The sequence below is a fragment of the Chryseobacterium koreense CCUG 49689 genome (assembly GCF_001045435.1).
In the GTDB taxonomy this organism is placed as follows: domain Bacteria; phylum Bacteroidota; class Bacteroidia; order Flavobacteriales; family Weeksellaceae; genus Kaistella; species Kaistella koreensis.
This window is the reverse complement of sequence record NZ_LFNG01000003.1, coordinates 63469-82098: the sequence shown is the minus strand read 5'-3', so window position 1 is coordinate 82098 and position 18630 is coordinate 63469. Positions and strand designations below refer to the sequence as shown.

General features: G+C 41.2%; 14 protein-coding genes and 1 other RNA gene. 11 read left to right on the top strand and 4 right to left on the bottom strand.

The genetic code is table 11. From position 1 onward, the window contains the following. Positions 1–31: 31 nt before the first annotated feature. Positions 32–2578 (bottom strand): T9SS type A sorting domain-containing protein, encoded by a 2547-nt coding sequence (locus ACM44_RS02300; protein ID WP_083993624.1) that lies wholly within the window; start codon positions 2576–2578, stop codon positions 32–34. Between the two features lie 630 nt (positions 2579–3208). Between ACM44_RS02300 and abc-f the strand changes: the two genes are divergently transcribed. The 9 genes from abc-f to ACM44_RS02260 all read left to right on the top strand — a co-directional run bounded on the left by abc-f (position 3209) and on the right by ACM44_RS02260 (position 12703). Continuing rightward, entirely contained in the window at positions 3209–5146 is a 1938-nt protein-coding gene (abc-f, locus tag ACM44_RS02295; protein WP_048498492.1) for a ribosomal protection-like ABC-F family protein, read from the top strand. Between the two features lie 113 nt (positions 5147–5259). Continuing rightward, a complete protein-coding gene (locus ACM44_RS02290; RefSeq protein WP_407637842.1) occupies positions 5260–6597 on the top strand; it encodes a hydroxymethylglutaryl-CoA reductase, degradative in 1338 nt (445 codons plus the stop codon). A gap of 24 nt (positions 6598–6621) precedes the next feature. Further along, entirely contained in the window at positions 6622–6792 is a 171-nt protein-coding gene (locus tag ACM44_RS15455; RefSeq protein WP_168712016.1) for a hypothetical protein, read from the top strand. Between the two features lie 81 nt (positions 6793–6873). Next, positions 6874–7260 carry a DUF423 domain-containing protein gene (locus tag ACM44_RS02285; RefSeq protein WP_048498490.1) on the top strand — a complete coding sequence of 129 codons (387 nt, stop codon included), beginning with the start codon at positions 6874–6876 and terminating at the stop codon, positions 7258–7260. 20 nt (positions 7261–7280) lie between these two features. After that, complete coding sequence (locus ACM44_RS02280; protein ID WP_048498489.1) at positions 7281–7538, top strand: zinc ribbon domain-containing protein; 258 nt, start codon at positions 7281–7283, stop codon at positions 7536–7538. Beyond that, entirely contained in the window at positions 7538–8407 is an 870-nt protein-coding gene (locus tag ACM44_RS02275) for a DMT family transporter (RefSeq protein WP_048498488.1), read from the top strand. The genes ACM44_RS02280 and ACM44_RS02275 overlap by 1 nt, the downstream gene beginning before the upstream one ends. 131 nt (positions 8408–8538) lie before the next feature. Beyond that, a complete protein-coding gene (sucC, locus tag ACM44_RS02270; RefSeq protein ID WP_048498487.1) occupies positions 8539–9732 on the top strand; it encodes an ADP-forming succinate--CoA ligase subunit beta in 1194 nt (397 codons plus the stop codon). 157 nt (positions 9733–9889) lie between these two features. After that, entirely contained in the window at positions 9890–10498 is a 609-nt protein-coding gene (locus ACM44_RS02265) for a hypothetical protein (RefSeq protein ID WP_048498486.1), read from the top strand. 18 nt (positions 10499–10516) lie between these two features. Continuing rightward, the gene (locus ACM44_RS02260) at positions 10517–12703 is read left to right on the top strand and encodes a reprolysin-like metallopeptidase (protein WP_152669284.1); all 2187 of its coding nucleotides are present in this window, start codon (positions 10517–10519) and stop codon (positions 12701–12703) included. Between the two features lie 62 nt (positions 12704–12765). Here ACM44_RS02260 and ACM44_RS02255 read toward each other — a convergent pair whose 3' ends face one another. After that, entirely contained in the window at positions 12766–13593 is an 828-nt protein-coding gene (locus tag ACM44_RS02255) for a mechanosensitive ion channel family protein (RefSeq protein WP_048498484.1), read from the bottom strand. A 175-nt stretch (positions 13594–13768) separates the two neighbouring features. Between ACM44_RS02255 and rnpB the strand changes: the two genes are divergently transcribed. Continuing rightward, positions 13769–14078, top strand: an RNA gene (gene rnpB / locus ACM44_RS14835) — RNase P RNA component class A. A gap of 288 nt (positions 14079–14366) precedes the next feature. Here the strand turns inward: rnpB and ACM44_RS02250 are convergent. Continuing rightward, on the bottom strand, positions 14367–15236 hold the full coding sequence (locus ACM44_RS02250) for a polyphosphate kinase 2 family protein (protein ID WP_048498483.1): 870 nt from the start codon (positions 15234–15236) through the stop codon (positions 14367–14369). An 81-nt stretch (positions 15237–15317) separates the two neighbouring features. Continuing rightward, positions 15318–15848, bottom strand: coding sequence for a DUF1573 domain-containing protein (locus ACM44_RS02245; RefSeq protein ID WP_048498482.1), 531 nt, complete (start codon positions 15846–15848; stop codon positions 15318–15320). Between the two features lie 131 nt (positions 15849–15979). Between ACM44_RS02245 and ACM44_RS02240 the strand changes: the two genes are divergently transcribed. After that, positions 15980–18598 (top strand): valine--tRNA ligase, encoded by a 2619-nt coding sequence (locus ACM44_RS02240; RefSeq protein WP_048498481.1) that lies wholly within the window; start codon positions 15980–15982, stop codon positions 18596–18598. Positions 18599–18630 lie beyond the last annotated feature (32 nt).

Below are 18630 nucleotides of genomic sequence, written 5' to 3'. Positions count from 1 at the left end.
CGACCGCTTTTTTTAGTTTATTTATTGAATGTTATTTTTTCACTAATTTTTTGGTGACTACTCCATCAGGAGAAGTAATTTTCACCATGTACATTCCAGGTGCAAGTTTAGAAACATTCAGCTTGTTTACTTTGGCAGTAAGATCGTAGCCGGTCACCAATCTGCCATCTGTGGTAAATATTTCCAAAGAACCATTATTCTGGTTGGCCAGATCTACAGACAATTCAGTATTTGCAGGGTTTGGATAAATCTGAACCGCTTTCATACCACTTGCTTCATTTGTTGCCATTGTGGAAACAATATTTACAGTGTAGTCCTCCATTTCTCCAAAAGGATTGTTGGTGGCAATTGGTCCACAAGCATAAGCTTGGCTAACCGGATTTTGCGACGCCAAAACCATCACTCTCATTCTTGTTGGGCCCAAAAGCGCAGTTGTAGGAATGTTAATATTTCCATTAATCGCCTGATTCAGCCCGGTTCCGATTACGGTAAGTTCAGATTCTTCAAACACTCCATTTTGATTATAGTCTATCCATGCACCAACAGATTCATAAAGCCATCCATCTCCCGAAGGTCCCACAGTTACTGAAATTGGAACGGTAGCTCCTTTCATCAGATCGGTAGTTGGTCCACTTGTGGTATAATCTGAATATCCACCAGTAGCAGTACTGCAACCGGAATTATTGTTGATTGTGCCGATGGTCACATTGGTAATCAAATCCCCATCATTACACTGGAATGGAATTGCATTGGTACAATAGCACTGTGCAATAGGTTTTACAGTTACAATCACTTCCGATGAGGTCACTTGCGCACTACTTGGAACACAGGTTACCACAGCTCTAAACTGAGTATTTGCTGTAATTCCGGCAGTAACGGTGTAATTTGCGCCAGTTTGCGGGGTTCCCAAATCGGTCCAGGTGGTTCCTCCGTTTACAGATTGCTGCCATTGCACACTTAAACCAGACTCTATTGGAAGTCCGCTTGCAGTGAGGGTGAATGAAGCGTTTGGACATACCGCTGTAGCACTACTGGTTGCCGAAATCGATGAAGGCAAAGTTGTACATGCCGTAGTAGGAATATAGGTAATTCTGATTTCTGAAACCCGGCTTTCCAGCGCCAAAGCAGAAGCGTCTCCCGGATCGGTAGTATCTGACCTTTTAAAAGCCTGTCTATTCGCATAAGCTGTCGCATTTGACTGATTATAATATTTCGTAGCTCCCGAACCGCCCCATGCATCATAAACCATAACTACCAAATTATCTTGGTTATAATTGAAAGGAGTAGTCAAAGTGAGTTTTTTCCAACCAGGTGTATTTCCCTGATCAGTGTTTCCATCTAAACAAAGCGTAGCTCCTCCAGTGTAAGCTGCGGAATTCCAAGCACCTGCTGCCAATACTGAGCCAGGCGTGGTCTTCATGTAAACTTTGGTAGGTCTGCTTCCTGCTGTTCCCGCGTTTGTGGAATTGTATTCGATATCTGTAATTGTCCCGTACACACCGATTTCAGATTGCAGATAAACATTTGCATGGCGCTGATAACCATACCAATGAGTCAGCGGCCCATAAAATGAACCTGTTGCAGCACTCGGCGTGATGGTAACTTCAGGATCTATCGTGATCGGAAAACTACGGTAATTTGCCTTCAACCATGTTGCAGGAAGAGCCGTGGTTACTTGCATGCCGCCGTTTACAAACTTAATTTGATAGGAAATCATTAAAGCGTGCTGGTCAAGGTCTGTTTTTTCAGTTGGGGTCAATTTCTCGGCCGGAAAGTGAAGTTTCATAGCTTCATCCCTTGAAATTGCATGATCAAATACGATGGTTTTCCCAAAGTAAATGTTGCTGTTTGAATCGGATAACTGAATTGAGAAATTGGAGCTGGAAAAATCAGAAGCCATTTGTTGCCCTTCAGCGTTCATTACCTTCCAATTATCTTGAAGAGGGATGAAATGACTAAACTCCATTGCCGAATTCGCAGAAAGCGCCGCCATTTCTGGAGTCTTTGAATGGAGGATAATATTGTTCTCCATTCCGTTCTCCAAAATCACAAACTCTTCAGAGATCTTATTATAAAGATGGCTATAAGTCAGTTTCTCATTCTTAGCCGTCCCATTTGCGGCGGTTGGTTTATAAATCTGATCTCCCATCTTGATTTGCTGGTTTTTCCACCACACAAACTGATCACCGTTCGGAAGCTGCATTTTTACCCCAGAGGTTGATCCGGCGTTTTTCGGGAAAAAACTTTTGACCTCGTTGGTCAAATTGCTGAAGCCATTAGCATTTGCCTGGATATTCAGGTTAATGTCCTGCCATTTTCCGTTGGAATCTTTGTAATGATAATTCCCGCCAATCTGGGCGGTGAAAGTTCCATCGGCATTTCGGAAATGCTTTACATTTTGAGCTCTTTTCTCCACGAGCTCGGTTTGGGAGAAATTAGAATTGTCGCGGTTTGCGGTTACCACATTTAAGGTCTGATTCGCACGGACCGTTTTCGACTTTACCTGCTGCGCCGCAGTTTCCGCCGTCATTCCTATACCTAACAAGACAAGGAATGAAAAAAGTACTGATTTCTTCATAATCAAATAGATTTGGTTAATATAATTTGTAAACTGTTAAGCCAGATAAATTGTCCAAAGAGCGTAATAATGCTTGCTATCCACAAAAAAAAAGCCACAATACAAACACAGATTAGGAAGCATCTCCATTGACCCCAAAACTTCAAATTATCAAAATCATTATTGTCAAATCAACACAGACTTTCCAAATATAAACAATTTTCCGATACATTAGCCCTAAAAAACTGAACCCTTCTCAAAGAATCGCCTTATTAATTTAATTATTCAGCATTTTTTTTCAAGTTTATTGGTTATTTCTCTTTTTAAAACGAACAGTAAGGCAACCCAGTGGTGGTGTTTAGCCAATCAAATTGAATTTCAACGATTGCGCACATTGTCAATCTGACACTTACATGGATATTTAGATTTAATCTCGAAATATGTTTAAAAAAATTTTGTAGTCTCAAAAAAATGTCCAATCTTTGCTTCGTTCAAAGGCTTTCTATAGCCAAAGAATAAATTTTTTTTCATCATTTGTGTTTTTAGAATCTACCGAATTTATTCGGTAGGTTTTTTTTTACAAATGTGCTTCAAAATACTTTCCGTACTTTTGCACGTCGAAATTCAATCACCTTTCATTAATAATTATTCATGATCTCAGTTCAAGGTTTAGGTCTTCATCACTCCGGAAATTATCTTTTCCAAAATGTTAACTTCACCATTAAAAAAGATGATAAAATCGGTTTAGTCGGGAAAAACGGAGCCGGAAAATCCACTCTTCTGAAAATGCTTTCGGGCGAAATCAATTTCTTCGAAGGAAGCATTGTTCCAGAAGGAAATATCACCATTGGCTTTTTGAAACAGGATCTAGATTTCGTGAAAGGAAGAACGGTTTGGAACGAGACTTTGCAGGCATTTGAACAAATCAATGCAATGAAGCACGAGCTGGACGAAGTCAACCACCAGTTGGCAACCAGAACCGACTACGAAAGCAGTGCCTACGAGAATCTGATCCACCGAATGACAGAATTAAACGATCTGTTGATGCACCATGACGCCTATAATTTGGAAGGCGATGTGGAAAAGGTGCTTTTAGGCTTAGGTTTTAAGGCAGATGATTTCCACAAAATTACCGACGAATTCTCGGGTGGTTGGAGAATGCGGATTGAACTGGCCAAACTTCTTTTGCAGAAAAACGATTTGATGCTGCTGGATGAACCTACAAACCACCTGGATATGGAATCCATCATCTGGCTCGAAGACTTCCTGAAAGATTATCCCGGCTCCATCGTTTTGGTGAGCCACGACAAGCAGTTCATGACCTCCGTTTGCAACAGAACTTTCGACATCAACAATAAAAAAATCGACGATTACAAAGCCAACTATTCCAAATATCTTGAATTAAGCAAAGAAAGAAAAGAAAAACTCACTCAGGCGAAGAAAAATCAGGATGTAGAAATCAAGCAGATGGAAGACAACATCAACCGGTTCCGTGCGTCTGCGACAAAAGCGTCTTTTGCTCAATCCCTAATTAAAAAACTGGAAAAAATCGAAAGAATTGAAATTGATAACGATGATGTCTCCAAATTCAATATCCGTTTCGTGCAGTCCATCGTTCCGGGAAAAGTCATTTTCGAGGCGAAAAACCTTGGGAAAGCCTACGGAAACAAACAGGTTTTCGATAAGGTGGATTTCTTTGTGGAACGTGGAGCCAGAATCGCTTTGCTTGGACAAAACGGTCAGGGAAAAACCACTTTAGCCAAAATTCTAGCGGGCGAAATCAAAGATTATTCCGGCGAATGGAATCTCGGGCACAACGTGAACATCGGGTATTTCGCCCAAAATCAGGAAGAAGTACTCTCACCGAACAAAACCGTTTTGGAAGAAGCCGAAGATGCAGCCACCGAGGAAACCAGACCCAGAGTCCGCGACTTGTTGGGAAGCTTCCTTTTTCAAGGCGATGATGTTTCCAAAAAAACCCGGGTGCTTTCCGGGGGTGAAAGAAACCGACTGGCTTTGTGTAAACTTTTGTTGCGTCCTTTCAACACGCTGATTATGGACGAACCCACCAACCACTTGGATATTCAGTCGAAAGAAATCATCAAACTGGCTCTGCAAAAATTTGAAGGGACCTTAATCGTGATTTCCCACGACCGGGAATTTTTGCAGGGATTATGCGACAAAATTTTCGAGTTCCGGGATGGAAGGATGAAGGAATTTTTAGGTGACATCAACGAATACCTTGAATTCAGACAAAAAGAAAGCATCCGTGAAATCTCGGCAGAGAAATCAAAACTTTCTGAAATGAGGAATGAAGTTCCTTCAGTTGAAGAGAAACCGATCATAAGAGAGGAGATCAAATCCAGCCCAAACCAATTCCAGAGCAAAGAACAAAAAAACATTCAAAACAAGATCAAAAAAGTGGAAGAAAAGATTTCAAATTTGGAATCTGAAATCGAAAATTTGGAGGAAAGTTTTACCAAAGAAAATCCATCTGAAGAAACTTTGGAAAAATACAATTCCAAAAAAGAGGAGTTGGATCTTGCTTTACAGGAATGGGAATACCTGGGAAGCCAGTTAGAAGGTTAGTTCAAATTCCAAAACGATAGTAAACCGAAATCTTTAGTTTTAAATGTTTCGGTTTTTTATTTATCATTCCATCCCCCATCTTCCCAGTTTTTCCCTACCTTTACCTTTCTAAAATTTTCAACATGAATCACAGTCCCGTTGAAGGATTTTCAAAACTGAGCAAGCAAAGAAAAATCGACTGGCTCATCAAGGAATATCTGAATGAAGACCGAAGCTACGAACAGATTTTACAACAATATTGGAATGAAGATGCAACCCTTCAGAAACTGCATGAAGAATTCTCAGAGAATACGATTTCCAATTTTTACATGCCGTATGGAATCGCCCCGAATTTTCTGATTGATGGGAAACTCTTCGCTTTGCCAATGGCGGTGGAAGAAAGCTCCGTGGTAGCAGCAGCTTCCAAGTCCGCAAAATTTTGGTTGACGAGAGGTGGCTTTAAAACAACCATCATCAATACCAAAAAATTGGGACACACCCATTTTATTTTTAAAGTTGAACCCCACAAACTGCTGCATTTTTTCAATTTTAAATTGAAACAAAAGCTTTTTGAAGCTACCGAAGACATTACCAAAAACATGAGAAATCGTGGCGGCGGAATTCTCAACATCCGTTTGCTCGACAAAACCGCGGATATGGCGGACTACTATCAACTTAAGGCGAGTTTCGACACGGTGGATTCCATGGGCGCAAATTTCATCAACTCTTGTCTGGAACAGTTCGGAAAAACCTTAAAAGAAGAGGTTGAAAAAGAAGCGGATTTCACCCAGGAAGAAAAGGATTCGCTACAAATCGTGATGAACATCCTCTCAAATTACACGCCAGACTGCATTGTGCGGGCCGAAGTTTCCTGCAAAATTGACGAACTGAATGACGACAGCGGAATTTCCAACGAGGAGTTTGCCACCAAATTCAAGCGGGCCGTGACGATTGCCGAAATTGAACCGTTTCGTGCAACCACGCACAACAAGGGAATTATGAACGGAGTGGATGCCGTGGTCATCGCCACAGGCAATGATTTCCGTGCCACGGAAGCGTGTGCACATGCGTATGCCGCAAAAGACGGAAGATATTCCAGTTTGACCCATTGCACGATTGACAACGGAATTTTCAGATTCTGGATTGATTTGCCGATCTCTGTGGGAGTTGTAGGCGGATTGACCAATCTCCATCCACTGGTGAAATTCTCTTTAGCTTTGCTCGGTAAACCTTCCGCACAGGAATTGATGAGTATTTTGGCGGTTTCGGGATTGGCGCAGAATTTTGCGGCACTCCGTTCACTGACTACAACCGGAATTCAGAAAGGGCACATGAAAATGCACTTGCTGAATATTTTGAACCAACTTGGCGCGACAGAGGAAGAAAAACAATATTTCGTGAATTATTTCAAGGACAAAACAGTGACGCACCACGAGGTGATTCATGAGTTTAACAAATTGCGGGGGAAATAAACTTTAAACACCAAATTTATATTCATGTTCGGAATTATCCTCGCCATTGCCATCTTTGGGTTCGGAATTTTTCTAAAAACCACCAAGAATCCCGGATTCGCCAGTTCAAAAAAATTTGCCTGGATGCTAATCATCCTGGGAGTCGTAAGTATTTTGGGGAAACTTGTTATCATGTATTCAAAAGGTGAAATTTGAATCCTCCCTTTCGGCAGAAAGGTGTGAATTACGAAATAAGATATATTCAGGTTTATTTTAAAATCAAAATTTAAAGAAAAAATGAAAAACCTTACACTCATCTTCGGCGCTGTTTACGGATTGATTTCCGTGGTATTGGGAGCTTTCGGAGCGCATGCTTTAAAGAAAATCATCTCGGTCGAAAAACTGCAGAGTTTCGAAACCGGAGTACGCTACCAAATGTACGCGGCTTTATTTTTGTTAATGGTTGGCTACATTTTAAAATTTGAAACGTCTTCAGAAAAATGGATTGCTATTTTAATGATTGCGGGCACATTCCTTTTTTCGGTGAGCATCTATTTCCTGAGCATGAGCGAAGCATGGAATATGAACCTGAAATTTCTGGGACCCATTACGCCGATCGGCGGTTTGCTGATGATTATTTCCTGGGGAATGCTGATTTTCTATTTTGCAAAAACCAAATTCTAATTTCACCCTTCGTACTTTCCATGTTTTTCATCTTCGGCATCAACAGAAAACCCATCGGCAAAGAATCCCGCAAAATCTACAGAAACGGTTCTGAGGTGAATGCGATTATTACAATTTACCGAACGTATTTCGAGTTGTTTTTCATTCCGCTGATTCCTTTGGGAAAAAAATACAGCATCTTTATTCCCCATTCCGACGAGTATTTCGAACAGAATTACTTTTCTAAAATGCCGGAAGATTTATTGGAAATCTGTAGGGATGTTGGAAGGAAATATTAATCATGAATAAAGCAAGGATCGCTCTTTTTCTCGGAATTCTGTGCATTTCCATTTTTCCTGTAATGGTGCGGATGAACCTTACTTCCGGGCTGATTTCCGCATTTTACCGAATGGCGATTGCAACGGCAATCGTTCTGCCGGTTGCATTTTTTGGTGGAAAGATTAAAATAAAAGACAAAAGGGAACTCGTCGGTTTGATGATTTGCGGAATTTTGTTCGCATCCGACATTGCCGTATGGAATGTTTCCATCCAGAATTCTTCCGCAACACAGGCAACTTTGCTCACCAACCTTTCGCCGATTTGGGTGGGTGTGATTTCTCTTGCCTTATTGAAATTCCGCCCGAAAACTTCGTTTTGGTTGGGTACAATCTTCGCATTGGTTGGGATGGTCATTTTCGTAGGCGCTGAAACGGTTCTTCGACTTAATTTTGATTTCGCCTTCTTTTTGGGGATTCTGTCCGGAATTTTTTATGCCCTCTATATCTTGGTCAGCAAAAGCACCTTGCAGAAAATGGATGTGATTACATTTTTGTCGATAAGCATGGCGTTCAGTACGGTTTTTCTATTTCTTATTTGTCTTGTTTTCGGGGAAAAGTTTTTTGGCTTTACCCAAAAGGCGTGGGTATCATTATTGATTCAAGGAATTGTATGCCAATTGATTGCGTGGCTGCTCATCTCTTATGCCACGAAAAGGATGCGTGCGACCCGGGTTTCACTGGTTTTGTTGAGCCAGGTAGTCTTTGCGGCACTTTTGGCGGTGGTTTTTGTGGATGAGAAAATTGTTGCCCGCCAAATTATTGGCGGAATTGTTATCCTGTCGGGAATTGCGATGACTTTTTATGAAAAGAGAAGGGAGGTTGCGGAATAGTTCCAGTCTAAAGTGATTTGGAGTTCTTCAAGGACTAGGGAACGATTCACGAAAAAACTTCCATCTTCCCGCTTCCATCTTCCCACTTTTTCGTAAATTTGTCAATCTTAAAAAAATCTAACAAAAATATTATGAATCTTCACGAGTATCAGTCAAAAGAGATTTTAGCAAAGTATGGCGTTAATATTCAGCGCGGTTTCGTTGCAAACAACGTGGATGAAGCAGTGGACGCTGCCAACAAATTAAAAGAGATGACCGGAAACGAAGGCTGGGTCGTGAAAGCCCAAGTTCATGCAGGTGGTCGCGGAAAAGGGGGCGGTGTGAAGTTTTCACCAAACATGGACAAGCTGAAAGAGAATGCGCAAAACATCATCGGAATGCAGTTGGTAACTCCACAAACTTCTGCCGAAGGTAAAAAAGTAAACTCGGTGCTGGTTGCTGAAGATGTATATTATCCGGGAGAAACAGAAACTAAAGAGTTTTACGTTTCCATCCTTTTGGATAGAGCAAAAGGCAAAAACATGATCGTTTATTCTACTGAAGGGGGAATGGACATCGAACATGTTGCAGAAGTGACGCCGCATTTGATTCATAATGAAGTAATTGATCCTGCCGTGGGTCTTCAAGGTTTCCAGGCGAGAAAAATCGCTTTCAACCTGGGTTTGAGCGGAGACGCTTTCAAGGATTTTACGAAATTCATCACCAGTCTTTATAATGCGTACGTTGGAATTGATGCTTCACTATTTGAAATCAATCCGGTATTGAAAACTTCTGACAATAAAATTATCGCGGTTGACGCAAAAGTTACTTTGGACGACAACGCATTGTTCCGCCACAAAGATTTGGCTGCGCTGAGAGATACCAGAGAAGAGGATCCAACTGACGTGGAAGCGGGTGAAGCAGGTCTGAACTTCGTGAAACTGGACGGTGACGTTGCCTGTATGGTAAACGGTGCAGGTTTGGCGATGGCGACAATGGACATCATCAAACTTTCAGGCGGTAATCCTGCAAACTTCCTAGATGTGGGTGGAACTGCGGATGCGGAAAGAGTTCAGAAAGCGTTCGGAATTATTCTGAAAGATCCGAATGTGAAAGCGATCCTGATCAATATTTTCGGCGGAATCGTTCGTTGCGACAGAGTGGCACAAGGTGTTGTGGATGCTTATAAAGCAATGGGTTCACTTCCGGTTCCGTTGATCGTTCGTCTTCAGGGAACAAATGCGGTGGAAGCAAAACAATTGATCGATAATTCCGGTTTGCCGGTACATTCCGCGATTACTTTGGAAGAAGCGGCCAATAAAGTGAAAGAAGTTCTGGGTCACTAGAATTTACTCATCAATGAAAACAGATCCGTTCAAGCAGTTGAGCGGATTTTTTGTTTTAAGAAATGGATAATTCTTGCGAATTTAAAAAGTTTATAGCCAAATTATTGCGATCTAATAAAAAATCAGTATTTTTATCGGCTCTCACAAATGAAAAAACATGAAATTTATTTTAGTTTTGATATTCACCATGTTAATCACCTGCGGAAAGACGCATAAGGAAGATTTGGGCACAACTTCGGTGGAACTAAACGCTGATCCGAAGACTGAAGTCAACCGGAAAGAAAACACCATTTCTGAAAGCAAAATAACCAATGTTGAAACAATGACCGAACCCAAAAAGGAAAGTGATTCCGCACCGGAAAATAGGTCCACAAATAAACCAGAACCGGTCATTATCAAAGAAATTCAGTTCGAAGACATGAACCATTTTCCGTTTACTTTAATTCAGGAGAAATTTTTAATTATCAGCGATCAAAAGAAAATGGACGAAATCTACGCGATCATCCATAAAAAAAATGAAGGTGGAAGAATGGCACCAATTCCAACAATTTCAGACGGTGAATCCTACCTTATCTTTAAACCGGAACTTAAGAACACGAATGATATCGAAATCTTAAAGATTTATCTCAGCCATGGAGTTTTGAATGTGGACTTGAAGCCTTTTAATGATCCTCAAATAAGCACCACTTCAAGAGTCTCACCAAATGTCATGGTGAAGCTTCACTCCAGAGTAAGTTCAAAGAAAATAAACATCAACTATAAATAACAATTTAAACAAGTAATTATGAAAACAAAAATTACGCTTTTATCTTGCCTGCTCATGGCAATTTGGGGGTTTGGACAAAACTATTGGACAAAATCTTCCTCGGTCCCTACGAAGGACCTGAATGTGAGAATGACAAAACCTAATGCATTTTCAATTTATGATTTGGATCTGAATAAGATCAAGGCTGTCTTGGCTCAATCTCCTATGAGATTTTCCAACACTCCGGGAAAACTGGTTACTTTTCCAAATGCTGAAGGGAAATTCAGCCAATATCTGGTGCACGAAGCACCTGTGATGGCTCCAGAACTTCAGGCAAAATATCCGGAAATCCGCTCCTATATTGGGATTCAAAAGGACAATCCGGCAAACTCGGTTCGTTTCAGCGTGACTCCAGAAGCCGGAGTAAGCGCCATGTATTTTGACGGCATGAAAGTGAGCTATCTGGACAGCTACACCAAAGACAACTCGAAATACATCTTCTACGAAAGAAAAGATCTTCCGGTAAACGATAGAATTTTTGAATGCAATGTGGAACATTTGATTGATGAGAACGCCACAGAACCGCCTATGAGTAGCGCACCTCTTATTTCTGATGGCAAGATGAGAACCTATCGACTTGCTTTGGCAGCAACCGGGGAATACACGATTTATCATGGGGGAACAGTTGCAAAAGCACTTACCGCAATGAACGTGGCAATGACTAGAGTAAACGGCGTTTATGAAAAAATACTTTCCGTTACGATGGTCATGGTTCCAAACACCGACTTGCTGATCTACACGGATCCAAACACCGATCCATATACCAACAACAATGGAAGCACCATGCTTGGACAAAATATCTCGACTTGCAACAGTGTGATCGGGTCCGCAAATTACGATATTGGTCACGTATTCTCTACCGGAGGTGGTGGCGTTGCGTATCTGGCGTGCATCTGCGGTTCCAGCAAAGCAGGTGGAGTTACCGGATTGACCGCTCCGATCAATGACGTTTTCTACATTGATTATGTGGCACACGAAATGGGTCACCAATTTGGAGCAAACCACACTTTCAATGCAACTACGGGAAGCTGCGGAGGAGGAAACAGAAACCTTGCGACCGCTTTTGAAGTGGGTGGAGGTACCACCATCATGGCTTATGCGGGAATTTGCACCGCAACCAACAATGTGCAAAACAATAGTGACGCGTATTTTCATTCCGCAAGTGTGAACGAAATCAATAATGTGATCACAAGAGCATCCGACTGTTCGGTAAAAACACCAAACAACAATGGCGTTCCAACAGCAGATGCTGGTGCAAATTATACTATTCCTAAAGGGACAGCATTTGTTTTAACAGGAGCGGGAACTGATCCGGATGGTGATCCAATCACCTATTTATGGGAACAATTAGATAACCAGTCCAGCACCCAACCACCAGTTTCTACCGCAACCGGAGGACCAAATTACAGATCTTTCTTTGCCACTTCTTCCCCATCAAGATATTTCCCAAACATGACCTCCATCATGAATAATGATTTGGTGCCAAAATGGGAAGTAACTCCAAGCGTTGCGAGAACATTGAACTTTTCATTATTGGTTAGCGACAACAAAGCTACCGGAAACCAATCTGCAAGAAGCACCATGAAAGTAACCGTAACCAATGACGGACCTTTCAAAGTGACTTCGCAAACGACCAATACGCAGGTTGATGCAGCTGCACCATACACCGTAACTTGGGATGTTGCCGGAACAAATGCCGGAACCATCAACACCACCACGGTTACCATTTACCTGACCAAGGACGGAGGAGCAACATTCAATCCGGTTGCGACAAGTGTTCCAAATACGGGTACCGCAACATTTATGCTGCCAAATGAAGACGTGAATTCCGCAAGATTAATGGTAAAAGCAGATAATAATATCTATTTCGCTGTGAATTCTTCCAATTTCTCTATTAAGAAGTTTTTGGCAGTAGGTGACGTAAATGTGAAGAATATCGCGATTTATCCAAACCCTGCAGCAAATGAGGTCAATGTAATGTTGAAAAACAAATCTGAAACTGCTTCTTACAGCATTTATGACCGATCAGGAAGAATTGTTGCTAAAGGAAATATTTCTGCTGAAGGAAAAATCAACGTTTCGAATTTGGCTAATGGAAACTACATCTTAAGCATCGAAACGAAAAACGGTGAGAAATTTACAGATAAACTGATGATTAAGAAATAATTATCAATCCTAAAATTAAGAAAGGATGTCCAAATTTGGGCATCCTTTTTTAGTGCAACATGCTAACGATTTTGATTGGGATTGACCATTTGAATTTCCTCCTGATCCAACCGTTGTTTTATTCTTAATAAAGCCTCGCTCCGCATCACCGCGATATTAAGTCCTTGCTTGATCCAAAATTGTGCTTCTATGGTAAAAATCCCGAAGGATTGCTTCAGCAAAATAACCTGCGCAAGATTCAGCCGGTCCACAGCATCCAGCTTCCGCACTTCATCCAGAATCACTACTTTGGCTTTCTCCAAATCTTGCGTGTTTGGGATTTCAATATCAATGAATATTTTTCTATTCCCAGAAGCAGAAAAATTAATGAAGGGCGAGCTGAAAATCAACTGATTGGGCAGGTAAACTTTCTTTCCATCATCAGCAATAATTTTTGTGGTCAGGAATCCGATTTCTTCTACCGTTCCGGTCACATTGCTGATTTGCACCACATCTCCTGGTTTAAAGGATTTATCAATTCCCACCAAAACTCCCGAAAACATAGATGAAACCAAATCTTTCAACGCCACTCCGGCAATAATTCCCGCAACTCCCAAACTTCCGAGCAGCTTCATGAAAAAACCGCTGAGTCCCATGATTTCCAAAGAGACAAAAGTTCCGAAAAGGATAATTAAAAACCGAAAGAACCCCACCAAATTGGTAACGGTCTCCGCTTTATGGCTTTCTGGGAAAAGGCGACGGAAGAGCTTCACCGTCGATCTACTTAGGAACGAGCTCGCCAAAAGAAAAAAACTGAAGACCAGGATCCCAACAATCAATTTTGGGGTAAACTGCGCAAAAGTGAGGTACCACCTTTCCAAAACTGAAGAAACAACGCTAAAGTAATTCATGGTTCAAAAATACCAAAAAAATAGAATTGTTGAATGACAAAATACCATCCGGATTGCTGCCGGAACATTTTCAAAGCAAGAAGGAAGTTGTGCGGATTTTTGACCCGGCCATTCTAACCCGCCTTTTTTGCTCACCAGTTTCGCAATACCAACTTTTCCCTATCTTTGCAATCCACAAGAAAAACGGCTTGTTGATTCCCGAGTTTTTGGGGGTAGGAAAGTCCGGACACCATAGAGCAGCAAAGCGGATAACATCCGTCGGTCGTGAGATCAGGACCAGTGCAACAGAAAGAATGTATATTCAGTTATAGTGAAATCAGGTAAACTCTTTGCGGTGCAATGTTAAGTATATCATCAGTTAAGGGCGGCTCGTCCGTTGATGAGGGGTAAACAGCTCAAGTTTTGCGGCAACGCAGAACGCAGATAAATAACAGGCGCTTCGCTTCGGCGGAGAACAGAATCCGGCTTACAGTTTTTCTTGTGGGTTTTTTTAGGAAATTTCCAAATCCACTTTTTCTTTTTTCATTGCCTTATTAATGCGCACAAATCCGGACTGCATTAAAATGAAACTTTTAAGAACATTTCGAAAGTAGAATACAGATTTGTTTCGCAAAGCACGAGATTAAAAGGAAACGATCCCAAGGCGAAATAAAAAAGTGCATCCAGAATCAAAAAAACTCAGTGAAAACAGCGGCACTCTCCAAATATTCATATGCAAAATATAAAACATCAACCGGAAAAAATTTGCTGATTGCCGGCAAATCGTCAAAAAATTATTCCCCCAGCAACTGATGCTTCGCAGCCTGCAAGGCAGCACGGTCTTTATCGGACAAAACCGGATATTTTAGATCCATCCTATTCAAAGAGTCGATGATGATCTGGATAACCGCAACTCTGGTAAACCATTTGTCGTCTGCTGGAATCACAAACCAGGGCGCATGTTTTCTGGAAGTTTCGTTGATGGCTTCCTCATAGCAAGCCATGTACTTGTCCCAAAGCGCACGTTCAGGGAGGTCACCCAGCGAGAACTTCCAATTTTTTTCCTGCTCATCAATTCTTTCAATTAATCTTTTTTTCTGTTCTTTCTTGGAAACGTTCAGGAACAATTTCACGATGGCTGTTCCATTTTCAGCGAGATGTTTCTCAAAATTTCTGATACTTTCGTAGCGGTTTTCCCAGAACTTGGCATCGAATTCCCCCACGTTTTTCCATACTTTTTCATTCAGATTATATTCTGGATGCACTTTGCAGACCAAGACACTTTCATAATGACTTCTATTGAAAATACCGATTTTTCCTTTTGCCGGGACTGCCAAATATTGACGCCACAAAAAATCATGGGAATATTCTTTCGTGCTTGGAGTCTTGAAACTGGTCACCTCGCAACCTTGTGGATTCACCCCACTGAAAACATGCTCTATCAGCGAATCTTTGCCTGCCGCATCCATCGCTTGGATGACGATTAACAAAGATTTGCTGCCATCCGCATACAGTTTTTCCTGCAGTTCGCGGAGCTTCACCCTCTCCTCTTCAAGCATTCGCATTCCGTCTTCCTTGGTGAGCTTTCCTTTATATTCAGTCTCTACATTTTTGATCGAAAATTGATCATTAATGATAAAATTGTCGCTAAAATCTAAATCCATAATTTAATTTTTACTAAAAATAAAAAAATCACTCCAATAAAGAAGTGATTTCAAAGTTTTATTTTAATGCATACTACTGCATTATTTTGCGATCTCCTTTTTTGCAGTACTTTTAACTTCTTTTTTTACTTTCGTGGCCTCTTTTGCGGTAACAGCCGATACTGCTTGCTTAGGCGCTAATTGAATTTTTTGAGCAACAGCCACGTCAGCTGCGGCAGATTTCATTTCTGCGGCCTGAGTAGTTTCAGCAGGTTCCACAACACCGGTGATATTGACAACTGTTCGGCTGTTTTCCGGATCGTTTGAATAAACTTCAATCGATTTGGTGAAATGTCCGGTGAGTGTAGTGTTGTAATGCACTTTGATTTGGCCGGTTTTTCCCGGCATGATTGGATCCTGGCTCCATTCCGGCACAGTGCATCCACAAGACGGCTGTACTTTTGAAATAATCAACGGCTTGTCTCCGGTGTTTTTTACCACGAAATTTCTATTGCCATCGGCACCGTTTTTCACAGTTCCATAATCCACAGTGGTTTTTTCGAATGAAATAGTTTGTGCTGACGCAAATGCGAAAGATGCAGTTAAAAATAAAGCTGCGAAAATATTTTTCATATTCCTAATTTGTTTTTTGGGTTTGTTTATTAAATATTGAAAGACAAAGTTAAAAATTATTTTATTAATCCATCGAAAAAATTTTATTTACCCTATTTTTGCACATTATTTTAATGTTTAATTAAGATTTTATGCAGATTTCAGATAAATATAGCCCACAAGAAACCGAACAGAAATGGTACAGCTACTGGCTCGAAAATAATTATTTTCATTCCGAACCCAACGAAAAGCCGCCATATACCATCGTCATTCCGCCACCGAATGTGACCGGAATTCTGCACATGGGACACATGCTGAACAACACGATTCAGGATGTCTTGGTTCGAAGAGCCAGAATGCAGGGATTCAATGCTTGCTGGGTTCCGGGAACGGATCACGCCTCGATTGCAACCGAAGCAAAAGTAGTGGCAAAATTGAAAGAAGAGGGAATCAACAAATCAGATATTAGCAGAGAAGAATTTCTGAAGCATGCATGGGAATGGACCGATAAATACGGCGGAACCATTCTGGAACAGCTGAAAAAACTCGGCGCATCCTGCGATTGGGAAAGGACCCGATTCACGATGGAGCCCAAACTTTCACAACAGGTTATCAAATCTTTTGTGGATCTTTACAACAAAGGCTTGATTTACCGAGGCTATCGAATGGTCAACTGGGATCCGGAAGCGAAAACCAATATTTCTGACGAAGAAGTCATCTTCAAAGAACAAAACGGGAAGCTTTACTATTTAAAATATAAAATCGAGGGTTCGGAAGATTATTTGTCTGTAGCAACCACCCGCCCCGAAACGATTTTTGGAGATACTGCAGTCTGCATCAATCCAAATGACGAAAGATACGCCCATTTAAAGGGTAAAAAAGTAATCGTCCCTATCGCAAATCGCGTAATTCCGGTAATTGAAGATGATTATGTGGATATTGAATTCGGAACCGGCGCATTGAAGATTACTCCCGCACACGACACGAACGATTACGAAATCGGGCAACGCCACAATCTACAAATGATTGATTCTTTGGATGATGACGGAAACCTAAACCAGCACGGACTTCATTATAACGGAAAAAACCGTTTCGAGGTTCGGAAGTTGATTGTCAAAGAATTAGAAGAAAAAGGTCTTCTCCTAAAAGCTGAAGATTATGTGAATAAAGTAGGAACTTCCGAAAGAACCGGAGCGGTTATCGAACCGAAAATTTCGCAGCAGTGGTTTTTGAAAATGTCGGAAATCGCAAAACCTGCACTGGATGTGGTGATGAACGATGAAGTGAAGTTCCATCCTGAAAAGTTCAAAAACACCTACCGACACTGGATGGAAAATATCCGCGACTGGAATATTTCGCGCCAGCTTTGGTGGGGACAGCAAATCCCTGCATACTATTATGGCGAAGGAGAAAATGATTTCGTGGTTGCAGAAAATATCGAAGAAGCAGTGACTTTAGCGAAAGAAAAAACTTCGAACTTCGAACTTCAAACTTCTGACCTGAAACAAGATGAAGATGCTTTGGACACTTGGTTTTCCTCCTGGTTATGGCCGATTTCGGTTTTCGATGGGATGCTTGACCCGGAAAACAAGGACATCAACTATTATTATCCCACTTCCGATTTGGTAACAGGACCTGATATTATTTTCTTTTGGGTCGCAAGAATGATCATGGCCGGATTGGAATACCGCAAAGAAGTTCCGTTCAAAAACGTGTATTTCACAGGAATCGTTCGCGATAAGCAAAGACGGAAAATGTCTAAATCACTCGGAAATTCGCCGGATCCAATTGAACTGATGGAAAAATACGGTGCAGACGGAGTTCGTGTGGGAATCTTATTGAGTTCCGCCGCCGGAAACGATTTGCTTTTCGATGAAGATTTAATGTTGCAGGGAAGAAACTTCGCAACCAAAATTTGGAATGCCTACAAATTGATTCAAGGGTGGAAAAAGGATCAAACATTGAAACCAAATCATTCGGACGCTCAAGCAATCGAATGGTTCGGAAATCAGTTGGACAAAACCATTCTGGAAATTGCCGACCAGTTTGAGAAATTCAGAATTTCCGATGCATTGCACTTGGTTTACAAACTGATCTGGGACGATTTCTGCTCGTGGTATCTGGAAGCCATCAAACCAAATTTCGGCGAACCGATTTCCAAGGAAGTCTACGACAAAACCATTTCCTATTTTGAGGAGCTGATGAAATTACTGCATCCGTTCATGCCGTTTTTATCGGAGGAATTGTGGCAGAATATTACACAAAGAACTCCGGAAAACGCTTTGGTGATTTCACAACAGAGAAAAGCAGATTCTTTTAATAATGATTTAGTCAGAGATTTTGAAACCTCGAAAGAAATCATTTCCGGTGTGCGAAATTACCGTCAGTCAAAAGGAATTTCGCCAAGAGAAAATGTTGATGTCTTCACGAATTCCAATTCCTTTGCCAATGAAGATTTGGTGAAAAAATTGGCGAACATTTCTGAAATCCATTTCGGACAGAAAACGGAGAAACCGAGTTTCACTTTCCTGGTCGGAGCAACTGAAGTTTCCATCCCATTAAGTGAAAACATAGACTTGGCCGAAGAAAAAGATAAAACTGAAAAAGAACTGCAGCATTTAAAAGGGTTTTTAATTTCCGTAGAAAAGAAACTCTCCAACGAAAAATTCATGGCGGGAGCTCCGCAAAATGTGGTAGATACCGAATTGAAAAAGCAAAAAGACGCCCAGGAAAAAATCGCTTTATTGGAAGAAAAACTGAAAACACTTTAAAATTTCATGGAACTTCCAAGGTCTTCCAAAGT